General features: G+C 45.4%; 12 protein-coding genes. All 12 read left to right on the forward strand.

From position 1 onward, the window contains the following. The first annotated feature begins 339 nt into the window (after positions 1-339). The 12 genes from K7399_RS04250 to pnp all read left to right on the forward strand — a co-directional run bounded on the left by K7399_RS04250 (position 340) and on the right by pnp (position 14,792). The gene (locus tag K7399_RS04250; RefSeq protein WP_028977668.1) at positions 340-4,650 is read left to right on the forward strand and encodes a PolC-type DNA polymerase III; all 4,311 of its coding nucleotides are present in this window, start codon (positions 340-342) and stop codon (positions 4,648-4,650) included. 118 nt (positions 4,651-4,768) lie between these two features. Then, positions 4,769-5,239 (forward strand): ribosome maturation factor RimP, encoded by a 471-nt coding sequence (gene rimP / locus K7399_RS04255; RefSeq protein ID WP_028977667.1) that lies wholly within the window; start codon positions 4,769-4,771, stop codon positions 5,237-5,239. Positions 5,240-5,398: 159 nt separating this feature from the next. Next, positions 5,399-6,553 carry a transcription termination factor NusA gene (gene nusA, locus K7399_RS04260; protein ID WP_028977666.1) on the forward strand — a complete coding sequence of 385 codons (1,155 nt, stop codon included), beginning with the start codon at positions 5,399-5,401 and terminating at the stop codon, positions 6,551-6,553. Between the two features lie 13 nt (positions 6,554-6,566). After that, the gene (gene rnpM / locus K7399_RS04265; RefSeq protein WP_028977665.1) at positions 6,567-6,854 is read left to right on the forward strand and encodes an RNase P modulator RnpM; all 288 of its coding nucleotides are present in this window, start codon (positions 6,567-6,569) and stop codon (positions 6,852-6,854) included. Then, complete coding sequence (locus tag K7399_RS04270; RefSeq protein WP_028977664.1) at positions 6,841-7,161, forward strand: YlxQ family RNA-binding protein; 321 nt, start codon at positions 6,841-6,843, stop codon at positions 7,159-7,161. The genes rnpM and K7399_RS04270 overlap by 14 nt, the downstream gene beginning before the upstream one ends. Positions 7,162-7,165: 4 nt before the next feature. After that, a complete protein-coding gene (infB, locus tag K7399_RS04275; RefSeq protein ID WP_028977663.1) occupies positions 7,166-9,415 on the forward strand; it encodes a translation initiation factor IF-2 in 2,250 nt (749 codons plus the stop codon). Continuing rightward, complete coding sequence (locus tag K7399_RS04280) at positions 9,412-9,693, forward strand: DUF503 domain-containing protein (protein ID WP_028977662.1); 282 nt, start codon at positions 9,412-9,414, stop codon at positions 9,691-9,693. Before infB ends, K7399_RS04280 begins: the two co-directional genes overlap by 4 nt. Before the next feature lie 16 nt (positions 9,694-9,709). Further along, complete coding sequence (gene rbfA, locus K7399_RS04285) at positions 9,710-10,057, forward strand: 30S ribosome-binding factor RbfA (RefSeq protein WP_028977661.1); 348 nt, start codon at positions 9,710-9,712, stop codon at positions 10,055-10,057. Positions 10,058-10,101: 44 nt separating this feature from the next. Further along, on the forward strand, positions 10,102-11,025 hold the full coding sequence (truB, locus tag K7399_RS04290) for a tRNA pseudouridine(55) synthase TruB (protein WP_028977660.1): 924 nt from the start codon (positions 10,102-10,104) through the stop codon (positions 11,023-11,025). 41 nt (positions 11,026-11,066) lie between these two features. Next, positions 11,067-12,017: a bifunctional riboflavin kinase/FAD synthetase gene (locus K7399_RS04295; protein ID WP_028977659.1), complete on the forward strand. Its 951-nt coding sequence runs from the start codon at positions 11,067-11,069 to the stop codon at positions 12,015-12,017. 156 nt (positions 12,018-12,173) lie between these two features. Then, positions 12,174-12,443 carry a 30S ribosomal protein S15 gene (rpsO, locus tag K7399_RS04300; RefSeq protein WP_028977658.1) on the forward strand — a complete coding sequence of 90 codons (270 nt, stop codon included), beginning with the start codon at positions 12,174-12,176 and terminating at the stop codon, positions 12,441-12,443. 228 nt (positions 12,444-12,671) lie between these two features. Then, positions 12,672-14,792: a polyribonucleotide nucleotidyltransferase gene (gene pnp, locus K7399_RS04305; protein ID WP_028977657.1), complete on the forward strand. Its 2,121-nt coding sequence runs from the start codon at positions 12,672-12,674 to the stop codon at positions 14,790-14,792. The last annotated feature ends 182 nt before the right edge of the window (positions 14,793-14,974 follow it).

A 14,974-nucleotide genomic window follows, 5' to 3' on the forward strand; every position in this document is an offset into this window, starting at 1 on the left:
AAGAAAGTATATGATTTTGACCTGTCTTCAAACCAATAGCCCAGTGTCTTGGCCGAGAAACAAAGCGGAGGTGCGAGACGCCTGCGGGAACAGCGTGCCAGCGAGACCCCGCAGATACCTCTACCTGTCTGAGGAGGCTCGCGGTGCGCCCGCGGCAAGCGAGTAACCGAAGCGGCGATTCAGCACCGAAAAGACACGAGTCCATCACACATGGTTGGAGATTAAGGACCGGGCGTATTTTGCCCGGTTTTTCTTATTTGTGTTTCGCAGAATACGAGAATCAATGGCATTTCAGTAATAGTTTTAGTAGAATTGTAGAAAGAAAGGAGACGAGCAGTGATGACGAGTACAACAGCCGGAACGGATCGATTTGAACTATTGCTCAAACATCTTGAGGTGCCGACAGAGTGGATGGAGCGCTATTTTACGCATGGTGAAATCGACAAGCTATCTGTTTTCCGTTCGGAACGTCGTTGGCATTTTGACTTTCTCCTTGACGGAATTCTCCCCTATCAAGTCTATGAATGGTTGGAAGAAAGACTGAAAGCGCACTTTCAGTCGGTCGTATCGCAAATTACTTTTACAGTGCACGTCCGTGATGCTTCACGTGCCGAACACTATTTTTCCGATTATTGGCAGCCGGTTTGCGAACGCCTGTGTCATGAATTCCCAGCATTAAAAGGATGTTTGCAGCGGCAAAATCCGCAATTAAATGAACGGCAGCTGATGATTTCAACGACGAGCGATACAGAAGCAGGGCTTATTAAAAGAAAATTGCCCAAGGTACTTAACGAGAAGTTGCGTACTTTTGGGTTTCCACCGATCTCGCTTGAAATTAAAGTCAGTTCAGAAGAACGAACGAAGGCTTATGACTCATTTGTAAAACAAAGAGATGCAGAAGATAAGCAGAAAGTTGTTCAAGCAATGATTGAAATGCAGAAAAAGAAGGACGCTGAGGATGCGGCCGGCGATGTACCGGATGGACCATTCAAGATCGGTTATGATATTCATGATGAACCGGTATCCATCGAGACGATTCAGGACGAAGAACGGCGCATAACCATCCAAGGATATATTTTCGATTCCGAGATACGAGAACTCCGCAGTGGCCGTACGCTGCTGCTGTTTAAAATAACCGACTATTCCGATTCGCTCATGGTCAAAGTCTTTTCCAGAGACAAAGAAGATGCTGCAAAGTTTGCCCAAATGCATAAAGGAATGTGGGCAAAAGTGCGCGGCGGTGTGCAGAATGACAGCTTTGCCAGAGATTTGGTGATGATCGCTAATGATATCGAGGAGATCACCCCTCATGTAAAAAAAGATACAGCTCCAGAGGGGCATAAGCGCGTCGAACTTCACGCGCACACGGTTATGAGCCAGATGGATTCAGTGGTTACGGCGTCGGCCTTGATCAAGCGAGCGAAACAATGGGGGCACTCAGCGATTGCGATTACCGACCATGGGGTTGCCCAGTCTTATCCGGAAGCCTATGCCGCCGGACAGAAAAACGGCGTTAAAGTAATCTATGGTGTTGAAGCTAATCTTATTGATGATGGTGTACCGATTGCCTATAATCTAGCGCACCGGTTGCTTGCTGATGAAACTTACGTTGTCTTTGACGTTGAAACGACTGGATTATCCGCGGTTTATGACACGATCATCGAGCTTGCCGCAGTTAAGATTAAAAACGGTGAGGTGCTCGAAAAGTTTGATCAATTTGCAAATCCGCATCATCCGCTTCCTCAGAAAATCATTGAGTTAACCAGTATAACGGATGAAATGCTTGCTGACGCACCGGATGCAGATCAGGTTGTCCAGGCGTTTAAGCAGTTTGCAGGGGATGCAGTGCTTGTGGCGCATAATGCGACCTTCGATATGGGTTTTTTAAATACTGCCTACCAAAAGCTTGGGTATGAAAAAGCGGACAATCCAGTTATTGATACACTCGAACTGGGCCGCTTTCTTTACCCTGAATTTAAAAACCATAAGCTCGATACGTTGTGTAAAGCCTTTAACATCGAGCTTACCCATCACCACCGGGCCATCTACGACACGGAAGCAACGGGTTATCTTGCTTGGAAGATGCTGAAGGACGCTGCTGAAAAAGGCATGCAGTATCACGATCAATTAAATGATAATCTTGGTAAAGGAAATCTTGATCGGATTCGGCCATCGCATATTATTCTGCTCGTGAAGAACCAAATCGGACTTAAAAATCTCTATAAATTGATTTCGCTTTCACATGTTAAATACTTTTATCGCGTACCTAGAATTCCGCGCTCGTTGTTGACGAAATATCGAGAGGGCCTTCTGGTCGGTTCCGGTTGCGACAAGGGCGAACTTTTTGAAACGATGATGCAGAAGTCGGCGGAACTGGCAGAAAAAGTCGCTGAGTTCTATGATTACATTGAAATTCAGCCGCCGTCCAACTATCAACATCTTGTCGAGAAAGGGATCGTTCGCGATGAACTGGCGCTCAAAGATGTTATGATCAAGCTTGTAAAGCTGGGTGAGAAAATGAACAAACCGGTGGTTGCCACTGGAGATGTTCACTATTTGGACAGCCATGATAAAATCTACCGTAAGATTTTGATCGGCTCTCAAGCAGGGAATCCGCTCAATCGTCAGACGCAGCCGGATGTTCATTTTCGAACAACGGATGAAATGCTGGGCTGCATGAGCTTTCTTGGTGAAGAGAAGGCAGAAAAAGTTGTTGTCAGTGATCCTCATGCACTTGCTAACCAAATTGAAGAAGTATTACCGGTCAAGGACAAGTTATATACACCAACGATTGACGGCGCCGAAGACGAAGTTAAAGAAAAGACCTACGGCAGAGCACATAAACTTTACGGTGAGACACTTCCAGATCTGGTCGAAAAGCGGCTTGAGAAAGAACTAAAAAGTATCATCGGACACGGGTTTTCCGTCATTTATTTGATTGCCCATAAATTGGTGAAGAAGTCACTCTCCGATGGTTATCTTGTAGGATCACGTGGATCGGTCGGTTCGTCGCTCGTGGCGACAATGCTTGAGATTACCGAGGTTAATCCGCTTCCGCCGCATTATCTGTGTTTGAATTGTCATCATGTTGAGTTCTTTACCGATGGCGCGGTTGCCTGTGGGTTTGATCTTCCGGATAAAGCTTGTCCTGAATGCGGAACAAAGATGACAAAGGAAGGGCATGATATACCTTTTGAAACGTTCCTCGGCTTTAAGGGGGATAAAGTTCCCGACATTGATTTGAACTTTTCCGGAGACTATCAGCCGGTTGCTCACAATTATACGAAAGTACTTTTCGGTGAAGATAAAGTATTCCGAGCCGGAACAATCGGCACGATTGCCGACAAAACGGCCTACGGATATGTAAAAGGATATGAAGAAGACACGGGCAAAAACCTACGGGGAGCAGAGCGTGATCGTCTTGCAGCAGGATGCACAGGAGCAAAACGAACAACCGGTCAGCACCCTGGCGGTATCGTCGTTGTACCAAGGGATATGGAGATCTTCGATTTTACTCCGGTTCAATATCCGGCCGATGATATAACGGCCGAATGGAAAACGACACACTTTGATTTTCATTCAATCCATGACAACATTTTGAAATTGGATATACTCGGGCACGATGATCCAACCGTTATTCGTATGCTGCAGGATCTGAGCGGAATCGATCCGAAAACAATTCCTAAAGATGACAAAGAAGTCATGAAAATCTTTAGTTCAACGGAATCCCTGGGCGTTTCTCCAGAACAAATACGCTGCAAAACCGGCAGCCTAGGTATTCCTGAATTTGGGACGCGCTTTGTTCGGCAGATGCTCGAAGACACGAAACCAACAACCTTTGCTGAGTTGGTTCAAATCTCAGGCCTGTCTCACGGTACTGATGTTTGGCTGGGCAATGCCCAAGTGTTGATCGAAAATGGGACCTGCGTGCTTCGCGATGTCATTTCCTGCCGCGACGATATTATGATCGACTTGATGCACCAAGGCCTTGAGCCGTCACACGCATTTAAAATCATGGAGTCCGTGCGAAAGGGAAAAGGGTTAAATGACGAATGGATTGCTGAGATGAAGGAAAACGATGTACCGGGTTGGTATTTGGATTCATGCCTTAAAATCAAGTACATGTTCCCGAAAGCACACGCAACAGCTTATGTTTTAATGGCATTCCGCATCGCCTATTTCAAAGTGCATTATCCGATTCTGTTCTATGCAACCTATTTCAGTGTGCGCGCGGATGACTTTGATGTCGATGTGATGAAAAGAGGATCCGATGCGATACGGGCAAAAATGGATGAAATTGAGAAAAAAGGCAATGACGCGATGCCAAAAGAAAAGAGCTTGCTGACTGTGCTTGAAGTAGCACTCGAGATGTGCGAACGCGGACTCAGTTTCCAATCGGTCGATTTATATCGTTCGGATGCAACACGTTTTCTGGTAGAAGGGGATACGCTGATCCCACCATTTAATGCAATTCCCGGTGTCGGGACTAATGCTGCTAAGGCAATTGCCAAATCCCGGGAAGATGGTGAATTCCTTTCGAAAGAAGACTTGCAGCGCCGAGCCAAAATCTCAAAGACAATTCTTGAATATCTTGACGGTCAAGGTTGCTTGAAAGGAATGCCCGACGCAAATCAATTATCGCTATTCTGACCTGGCTTTTCTTGCCTAGATTAGACGGGTATGATATAGTGTTTATGGAAATACTGGAAATAGTTCGTCTCAAAGAGTGGGATTTTCCCACTCTTTCATTTTCAAAAGGAGGCTGAAAATGGCTAGCGTTATCGCAAAGATGGCCGATGAGTTGATTTCCCCGATTCTACAAGAAATGAATCTGGAACTCTTTGATATAGAATATGTCAAAGAGGGGAAAAACCGCTTTTTGCGTGTTTTTATCGACTCTCCTTCCGGCGTCGATCTAGATACCTGCGCTGAGGTCAGCGAAAAACTGAGCGAGGCACTTGATGTAAAGGATCCAATAAAAGAAGCCTATTTTCTGGAAGTCTCTTCACCGGGTGCCGAGCGTCCGCTGAAGCGGTATGAAGACTTCGAAAAGGCCGTGGGAAAAGATGTTCATTTGACCACTTATGAACCGATCGAGGGCAATAAAGTATTTGAAGGTAAATTAACTGAAGTGAACAAGGATTACGTTATACTTGCAATCAAGGACAAAACAAGAGTGGTTCATGTGACGCTTCCTTTTGACAAGATTGCCAGCAGTCGCCTTGCGATCATCTTTTAAAATAGGCTTTTTACAGGTTGTGTTGCTTGCTTTGAATGGGAATCTGTTCGCATTTGACCTTTGGCGGGAAGCGAACCGATTACATAGCAAATAATAACAACAGAAGCTGATGCAGCCGGTAAGTTAGAAAGAACTGCCGTAAAAGAAGGGGAGAACAAAATGAGCAGTGATTTAATCGAAGCGCTCACCGCACTGGAAAAAGATAAAGGAATCAGTAAAGAAGTTTTGCTTGATGCCTTGGAAGCAGCATTAATTTCAGCGTATAAACGCAATTTTGACCAGGCACAGAATGTGCGGGTAGATATTAATGAAGGTTTAGGACAAATCAAAGTTTATGCGAGGAAAGAAGTTGCGGAAGCGGTTGAGGACAAAAACCTTCAAATTTCGCTGGAACAAGCGAAAAGTCTTAATTCGCACTACCAAATCGGAGACACGGTTGAAATTGAAGTAACGCCAAGAAATTTTGGACGCATTGCCGCTCAAACCGCGAAGCAAGTCGTGACGCAGCGCGTTCGTGAAGCAGAGCGCGGCGTGATCTATTCAGAATTCATTGATCGTGCAGACGATATTATGACCGGAATTGTCCAACGCATTGATCATCGTTTCATTTATGTTGACCTTGGACGTGTTGAAGCGCTACTGCCGCAGTCAGAACAAATGCCGAATGAAACCTATCATCCGCATGACCGCATTAAAGTGTACTTAACCAAAGTCGAAGATGCCAAAAAAGGCCCGATGATTACGGTTTCGCGTACTCATCCAGGGCTGTTGAAACGTCTCTTCGAATTGGAAGTTCCGGAAATCTACGACGGCACTGTGGAAGTTAAATCGATTTCGCGTGAAGCCGGTGACCGTTCAAAGATTGCCGTTCATGCAGAAGATCCGGCAGTGGACGCTGTCGGTGCTTGCGTTGGGCAAAAAGGCGCTCGCGTACAAACGATCGTCAATGAATTGAAGGGTGAAAAAATTGATATTGTTCGTTGGTCTGAAGATCCGGTCATCTATGTCGCGAATGCACTCAGTCCATCTAAAGTCATTAAAGTGATTGTTCATGAAGAAGAAAAAGCGACTACAGTTATCGTTCCGGATTATCAACTTTCACTTGCAATTGGTAAGCGCGGACAAAATGCCCGGCTTGCTGCAAAACTGACAGGATGGAAAATTGACATTAAGAGCGAATCCGAGGCAGAAGAACTTGGTTTATTCGATGAAGCATCCGCTTCTGAGTCTTCAGAAACTGGAAGAGAAGATCAAGCTGCCGAAGAATCAGCGGAATTTGAGACGGACGAATCTCCGGATAACGAGCAAGATTAAGGAGGCGATTTTCATGCCGAAGCAGCGGAAAATTCCAATGCGCAAATGCATTGTTTGCCAGGAATCCACTGAAAAAAAGGCTCTTTTTCGTATTGTTCGTTCGCCAGAAGGCGATGTATCCCTTGACCTAACGGGAAAGAAAAATGGACGAGGCGCTTACCTTTCTAAAAAAGTGTCTTGTATTCAAAAGGCAAAAGACAAAAACCTGCTCACAAGACACTTGGGCGTTGCCGTACCAGATCATGTTTTCGAAGAAATGAATACTTATCTGGAGGCTCATCCGGAAGATGCCCAATCATAATCAATGGGCATCATTTCTTGGCCTTGCACAACGAGCAGGTAAGGTGAGTTCTGGCGAAGAAACGGTGTTGCGGTTAATTCGTCAGAATAAGGCTAAGGCAGTTTTACTGGCAGCGGATGCTTCCGACCGAACAAAGAAAACAATCACGAATAAGTGCGATTATTATCACGTTCCGCTTTTGACCGTACCGGATAGAGAGGTGCTTGGCCAGGCGATCGGTCAACCTTCGCGGGTGATCATTGCGGTCACAGATAGTGGATTCGCAGGCCAGCTGATCGAAAGGATCGGACCATCATCACGGGGGTGAATATATGAGTAAAATGCGTGTATATGAATATGCTAAAGAGCATCATGTATCAAGTAAAGTTATTATAGCAAAATTGGGAGAACTTGGCATTCAAGTCAAAAGCCATATGTCAATCATCGCCGATAACGCGATGAGTCAATTGGATCGAAAAATGAATGGCAATGCAGGAGCATCTGCACAAAATATAACGAATAAAAGTAAAGCAGAGGGTAAAGTGAATCAAACAAAAACTAAAGAAAAGAAACCAAATCAAACAACTTCACATGTAAAAAATAAGCAAACCAATTCAAGGACGAACAGCAATCGCTCCGGAGAAAGCAGCAACAGAAGATCATCCGGGCGTAATCAAAACTCGAATAATAATAATAATAATGAGCGAAATCGTTTTGGTGGAAACGGTCGAAATAACAATGGCGGCCGCCGAAACTTCGGAAGGAATCGTAACAATCGCAGAAGAGGCGGTGCACAAACCAACCGCCAAAATCTTGAGATCAAGCTTCCGGAAAAAATCACTTTATCCGGGTCGCTGACGGTTGGACAGTTTGCTGAAAAGCTGGGACGCCCATCTACCGATATCATCAAAAAGTTAATGGCCTTAGGCGTTATGGCCACCAAGAATCAAGACCTTGAACGAGAAACAATTGAACTGCTTGCAGCGGACTATGGCGTTGCCGTCGAGGATGAAGTGGTTGTCGACGAAGCAAGCTTTGAAGATGAAGGATTGGAAATCGATGAAGAAACTGCCGTTGTCCGTCCGCCGGTTGTTACGATTATGGGCCACGTTGATCATGGAAAAACAACTTTGCTGGACTCCATTCGCCATACAAAAGTAACGGCAGGAGAAGCCGGAGGAATCACGCAGCATATCGGTGCTTATCAAGTGACACATGATGGGAAGAAGATCACATTTTTAGATACACCAGGCCACGCTGCGTTTACGACAATGCGTGCGCGCGGTGCTGAGATTACCGATATTACTGTCCTAGTTGTTGCTGCTGACGATGGGGTTATGCCACAAACCATTGAGGCGATTCATCACGCCCGCGCAGCTAAGGTACCGATTATTGTCGCTGTTAATAAGATTGATAAAGCAAATGCCAATCCTGACCATGTCATGCAGGAACTGTCCGAACAAGGACTGATTCCTGAAGATTGGGGCGGCGACACGATTTTCGTCAAACTTTCCGCCAAGAAGGGTACGGGCATTGATGAACTGCTTGAAATGATTCTGCTTGTTGCTGAAATGGAAGAATGTAAAGCAAACCCGGATAAGAAAGCAAGAGGGGCTGTGATCGAAGCGCAGCTGGACAAAGGAAAAGGGCCAATTGCGACCTTGCTGGTTCAGAACGGTTCACTGCATATTGGTGATCCCATTGTTGTCGGCAACACCTATGGCCGTGTACGCGCCATGGTCAACGATGTTGGTCGCCGTGTAAAGAAGGCAACCCCTTCAACACCGGTGGAAATCACAGGATTAAATAATGTGCCCCATGCCGGTGATCAATTTGCTGCGTTTGATGACGAGAAAAAAGCACGGCAAATTGGCGAAGTCAGAGCAGAACGTGCGCTGATTACCGAACGCAAGCAAACGACGAATAAAGTTAGCCTTGACGATCTGTTTGAAAAGATCAAAGAAGGCGATATGAAAGAAATAAATCTGGTTATCAAAGCGGATGTTCAAGGATCGGTTGAAGCATTGGCCGGTTCCTTGAAGAAGATTGATGTTGACGGTGTGAAAGTGAACATCATTCATGCCGGAGCAGGCGGAATCAGTGAATCGGATATAATTCTTGCTTCAGCTTCTAACGCAATTATCGTTGGATTTAACGTACGTCCGGATAATCATGCACAAAAAGTTGCTGAAGAAGAAAACGTTGATATTCGTCTGTATCGTGTCATCTATGATGCAATTGATGAAATCAAAGCAGCAATGAAGGGTATGCTAGATCCTGAATACAAAGAAAAAGTGATTGGACAGCTGGATGTTCGAACAACATTCAAAGTATCGAAAATCGGCACGATCGCCGGATGCTATGTGACGAACGGTCTCATCTCAAGAGACGCCGGGATCCGGTTGGTTCGTGACGGGGTTGTCATTTACGAAGGCAATGTGGACACACTGAAGCGATTCAAAGATGATGCTAAAGAAGTCAAAGCAGGCTTTGAATGTGGTGTGACACTGGAAAACTTTAACGACATCAAGGAAGGCGACACAATGGAAGCCTATGTGATGGAAGAAGTCAAACCGAAATGATCGTTGGCGTTGTCCGCTGCGAGTGCATCCTTTTCAGTGCACACTCTCTGAAAGAGAAGCGGTCTGTTGTTCAAAGTATCCTTCGAAAAGCGGTGCACGGGCACAACCTGTCTGCAAGTGAAATCGCTTATCAAGATGCGTGGCAACACACCGAACTTGCCTTTGCCTGTGTGGGCAGCGCACGTACTGCGGTTGAACACGAGCTTTCACGCGCACTTTCTTTGGTTGATTTTAGAACAGAAATCGAACGTGTTCATACAATTTATGAATGGTTTTAAGAAGGAGGGTGACCCCATGGCTAACTTAAGGACCCATCGCGTCGCCGAACAGATGAAAAAAGAAATGAGCGATATAATCGGAAACAGGATCAAAGATCCACGCGTCGGGTTTGTCACGGTGACCGGCGTTGATGTGACCGGCGATCTTCAGGAAGCCACTGTCTATATCAGCGTCCTCGGTGATGAGGATAAGAAACAGGCGTCACTAGAAAGATTGAATAAAGCCAAGGGATTTGTACGCAGTGAAATTGGAAAACGAATTCGTCTGCGGAAAACGCCTGAAATTTCTTTTAAAGTTGATGAATCGGTGGAATACGGAAGCCATATTGATCAGCTTATTAATAAACTGCATCATAAAGATTAACGATGTGGGAACGTTCACAGGAATGAAAATCGGGAGGATGAGCGATGCCGGAGTATAATGGTTTGTTGCCGCTTTACAAGCCAAGGGGTATGACATCACATGATTGTGTTTTTCAGCTTAGAAAACTGCTGAAATTCCGTAAGATCGGTCATACCGGAACACTTGATCCGGCCGTCGACGGTGTTTTAGTCTTGTGTCTTGGAAAAGCAACAAAAATCGCCCAATATTTATTAGACTATAGTAAAATATATCAGGGTGTGATCCGTCTCGGTTCATCAACAACAACTGAAGATGCAACAGGCGATGTGATTGAAACAAAGCCTGTTGAAAAACGTCTTGATCGCGCGTATGTTGAAAAGATTTTGTCCCGTTTTGTTGGGGATATCGAGCAGACGACTCCGATGTACAGTGCGGTAAAGGTCAATGGTCGCAAGCTCTATGAATATGCGCGTAAGGGAATTGCAGTGACACCGCCTGTGCGTCATGTTACGATTTATCATTTCGATTTGGACAGCGATGCTGCATCTTTTTCTGTGGATATTCCGTTTAAAGTGGCATGCAGCAAAGGTACCTATATTCGTACGCTTGCCGTTGATGTTGGACGAAGAATGGGCTATCCGGCGCATTTACACCACATGACGCGAATCCAAGCGGGTCCTTTCTCAAGTGGAGATTGTGTGTCATTTGAAGAAATTGAGCGATTCATTCAAGAGGACACTTTTGAATCAGCACTTAAACCACTTGAATTTGCTTTACGCTCCATGGATCACTGGGTTGTTGATCAACAGACGGCGGAAAGAGTCGTTCACGGGGCATTACTTACAGCCCCAGAGGGATTTGGAGACGGACCTTATGCGGTTTTTTCGAGTCACAGTGAATGTCTGGCAATCTATCGGCGTCATCCGGAGAAACCGGAAATGTTAAAACCGGAGAAGGTTCTTGCAAACAGTTCGACTGTCCTCTCGTAAGAATCGGGAATTTGAGTTTACAAGAAGTGAAGGTGCCTGTTATGGAGTGTGTTTATTTAGATGGCCGACCGTTTATCGAACAAATGGACGGCAAGGAAAAAGTAATCGCATTGGGTTACTTTGATGGTGTACATTTGGGCCATCAAAAAGTCATTAAGACCGCCGTTCAAATTGCTGAGGAAAAAGGCATGGAAGCTGCAGTCATGACCTTTTACCCCCATCCTTCCGTTGTTTTGCGTCCTGATTCAAAACGGGAAGCAGAACTGACACCCAACGCGGCTAAAGCGGAGTTGTTCGAGCAGCTTGGCGTGAACACAGTCTATTTTGTAAAATTTGATCGGATACTCAGTCAACTGTCGCCGCAAAATTTTGTGGACGAGTACTTGATTCGCCTTCATGCAAAGCACGTTGTTGCTGGATACGATTTTACATTCGGTCGCAAAGCTATGGGGAATATGGACAATATTGGCGAGTATTCACGTAGTATGTTCAGCTATACAACGGTCGCAAAAGTTGAACTGTTCGGTGAGAAAATCAGTTCGACACGTATTCGATCACTAATTATGAAAAAAGGGGCGGTTGAGGAGGCTTCTGAACTTCTGCGCCGACCCTATCAAACTACGGGAACGGTGGTTCACGGTGACCAACGCGGACGTACGCTCGGTTTTCCGACAGCGAATGTGGAAAAAGATGCGGCTTATTTGATCCCAGCTAACGGTATCTATATTGTTCAATTGATCGTGAACGGGAAGGCTTTAAATGGGGTTTGTAGTGTTGGATTACGTCCAACTTTCTATAGCCATGAAGCTGCCATTCAAACGGTTGAAGTCCATGTTCTTGACTTTAACGGCGATTTGTACGATCAAAAAGTTGGCATTAAATGGTACAGACGACTGCGTCCAGAACTGAAGTTCAACAGTGCCGATGATTTAATTAAGCAAATGGAGAAAGATAAGGCAGACACGCGCGCTTATTTCCACAAAAATAAATGATCATAAAATTATTGCCCGTTGATGCTTGAAATTAATAGCTAAAACGTGTATTATAAATCAGTACGATTTAAATCGTCATAAGAACCCATGCTTGGCTGTACGCGCCACCGGCGGCAGCGAAGCTTGAGGGGATTTTAGATTGGGAGGTGAATGCAAGTGGCTTTGACAAAAGAAGAAAAAACGAACCTGATTCATGAGTTTGCTACTCATGAAAACGACACGGGTTCACCGGAAGTACAGATCGCTGTACTGACAAAGCAGATTAACACTTTGAACGACCACTTGAAGCAGCACAAGAAGGATCACCATTCTCGTCGTGGACTGCTGAAAATGGTTGGGAAACGTCGTAATCTTCTCACATATCTTCGTGAAAACGACGTTAAAAGATATCGCGAGCTCATCAACAAATTGGGCCTGCGCCGATAAGAAAGCAAAGAAGCGGGAGCATTCCCGCTTTTTATTCATATTAAGGGAAAACTTCTAGAGAGATTGTCTCAAAAGTCTGTGGACTTGGAACTCTCTTTTTATAGGAAGAGGTTAAGTGCGAGACGCCTGTGAGAGTGGCTGTCTGTTCGAGCAACTGCTGCGCAGCATAACACGGGATAACCTTTTGAGACAGCCTCGTTTGATCATGGGGAAAGAGGTGTTATAAATATGCGATCAGATAAAAAAGTCTATTCATTGCATTGGGCGGGAAAACCGTTGCGTATCGAAATCGGCGAGCTCGCGAAACAAGCGAATGGTGCAGCTCTTGTTTCTTATGGGGACACGGTGGTGCTGTCTACAGTCACGGCTTCCAAAGAAGCAAAAGAAGGCTCATTCTTTCCTTTAACCGTCAATTACGATGAGCGCGCTTATGCGGTGGGGAAGATTCCCGGCGGATTTATTAAAAGAGAAGGTCGGCCGAGCGATCAAGCAACGCTGTCTGCACGTTTGATTGATCGCCCAATTCGTCCACTTTTCCCAGACGGGTTTCGAAATGAGGTCGTGATCGGCAATATGGTTCTGAGCCTTGATTTGGACAGCAGTGCACAGATGGCGGCCATGCTTGGTTCATCGCTTGCACTGTCACTCTCAGATATTCCGTTCTTCGGACCGATCGCCGGTGTGATAATTGGACGAGTTGACGGTCAATTTGTCGTGAATCCGACGGTTGATCAGCAAAAGAAAAGCGATCTTCATTTAACAGTTGCCGGTACGAAAGAGGCAATTAATATGGTAGAAGCAGGCGCAGATCAAATTCCTGAGGAAACCATGCTTGATGCCATTCTGTTTGCTCACGAACAAATTAAGGAAGTCATTGCTTTTGAAGAGCAAATAATCTCGGAAAATGAGAAGAAAAAAATGGAAGTTACGCTGTTCCGAGCAAATAAGGCTTTCGAAGACCAAATTCGTGCTATGGCTGCCGAGCCCTTAAATCAGGCAATGCGTGTAGAAGAAAAGCAAGCACGTGATGCAGCAATTCAGCAGGTTAACGCACGCGTATTGAGCAAACTTGAAGAAGAGAACAATGGCGATCAGCCAATCGATCGTATGCTCATTGAAGATGTTCTACATACTGTCTTAAAAGAAGAAGTTCGGCGGATGATCGTTGAAGAACATCTGCGTCCGGATGGCCGGGCAGTTGATGAAATCCGTCCGTTGTCGGCACGTGTCGGAATTCTTCCGCGCGCTCACGGGTCAGGACTTTTTACGCGTGGACAGACTCAAGCACTGAGTGTTTGCACGCTTGCACCGCTCAGTGAGGCGCAAACACTCGATGACTTTGACGCTGAGGAAAGCAAGCGGTTTTTGCACCACTATAATTTTCCAGGATTCAGTACCGGAGAAGCGAAAGCAACTCGATCGCCAGGACGGAGAGAAATTGGTCATGGTGCACTTGGTGAACGCGCCTTGGCACCGGTTATTCCCGATGAACAGCAATTCCCCTATATGATTCGTTGCGTGTCCGAAGTACTTGAGTCCAACGGATCCTCATCTCAAGCAAGTATTTGCGGGAGTACGTTAGCTTTGATGGATGCCGGCGTACCGATTAAGGCGCCTGTCGCAGGGATCGCAATGGGTTTGGTGAAACACGGCGATCACGTGGTTGTACTCACGGACATTCAGGGTATGGAAGATTCGCTTGGTGATATGGACTTTAAATGCGCGGGTACGGAAAAAGGGGTTACCGCGTTACAAATGGATATCAAAATTTCTGGAGTTACTCGGGAAATCTTAAGCCAAGCACTGAGACAGGCGAGAGCAGGGCGTATGAAAATCATGGAAACCCTCTTGGCAACGCTCGAGGCGCCGCGTGATCATCTTGCCCGCTATGCACCGAAAATTATCCAGATGCAGATTAATCCTAATAAAATTAGAGATGTCATCGGATCCAGTGGAAAAGTGATCAACAAGATCATTGAACAAACTGGCGTAAAGATCGATATTGAACAAGATGGATCGATTAAGATCTTCTCAATTGATGAAGCAAATGCACGTAAAGCAAAACAGATCATTGAGGATTTGGTTCGCGTCGCTCATGTTGGAGAAATAGTTGTCGGCAAGGTCAAACGAATTGAAAAATTTGGTGCATTTGTTTCCTTGTTTGGTCATACTGACGGATTAATTCATGTCTCTGAATTGGATACAAAACGTGTCACCAATGTAGAAGACGTGGTCTCGATTGGAGATGAAGTTCGCGTTAAAGTGATTGAAGTGGATCAGCACGGCCGCATCAAACTTTCGCGCAAGGCGCTGTTGACGCCGTCAGAGGCAACAGCAAATAAAGAATAACCATCATTGAATTATGAAAGCAGGATGATTTTCAGCAGGATATCCCTGCTTTTTTTATTGAGGAATTTCAGCAGAACGATTAATTTATTGTATGATACCAATAAATACACATATAATTTTCAAGACATGAAAGGTAAACAAAAGCCAGGCTAACCTGGAACAGATGCGGATTAATGGTTTGT

Source organism: Sporolactobacillus terrae, from assembly GCF_019930545.1.
GTDB lineage: Bacteria > Bacillota > Bacilli > Bacillales > Sporolactobacillaceae > Sporolactobacillus > Sporolactobacillus terrae.

Excerpts from the sequence above, each read along its gene's own strand:
- K7399_RS04250 (WP_028977668.1), top strand. The coding sequence starts at position 340 with ATGACGAGTACAACAGCCGGAACGGATCGATTTGAACTATTGCTCAAA.
- rimP (WP_028977667.1), top strand. The coding sequence starts at position 4,769 with ATGGCTAGCGTTATCGCAAAGATGGCCGATGAGTTGATTTCCCCGATT.
- nusA (WP_028977666.1), top strand. The coding sequence starts at position 5,399 with ATGAGCAGTGATTTAATCGAAGCGCTCACCGCACTGGAAAAAGATAAA.
- rnpM (WP_028977665.1), top strand. The coding sequence starts at position 6,567 with ATGCCGAAGCAGCGGAAAATTCCAATGCGCAAATGCATTGTTTGCCAG.
- K7399_RS04270 (WP_028977664.1), top strand. The coding sequence starts at position 6,841 with ATGCCCAATCATAATCAATGGGCATCATTTCTTGGCCTTGCACAACGA.
- infB (WP_028977663.1), top strand. The coding sequence starts at position 7,166 with ATGAGTAAAATGCGTGTATATGAATATGCTAAAGAGCATCATGTATCA.
- K7399_RS04280 (WP_028977662.1), top strand. The coding sequence starts at position 9,412 with ATGATCGTTGGCGTTGTCCGCTGCGAGTGCATCCTTTTCAGTGCACAC.
- rbfA (WP_028977661.1), top strand. The coding sequence starts at position 9,710 with ATGGCTAACTTAAGGACCCATCGCGTCGCCGAACAGATGAAAAAAGAA.
- truB (WP_028977660.1), top strand. The coding sequence starts at position 10,102 with ATGCCGGAGTATAATGGTTTGTTGCCGCTTTACAAGCCAAGGGGTATG.
- K7399_RS04295 (WP_028977659.1), top strand. The coding sequence starts at position 11,067 with ATGGAGTGTGTTTATTTAGATGGCCGACCGTTTATCGAACAAATGGAC.
- pnp (WP_028977657.1), top strand. The coding sequence starts at position 12,672 with ATGCGATCAGATAAAAAAGTCTATTCATTGCATTGGGCGGGAAAACCG.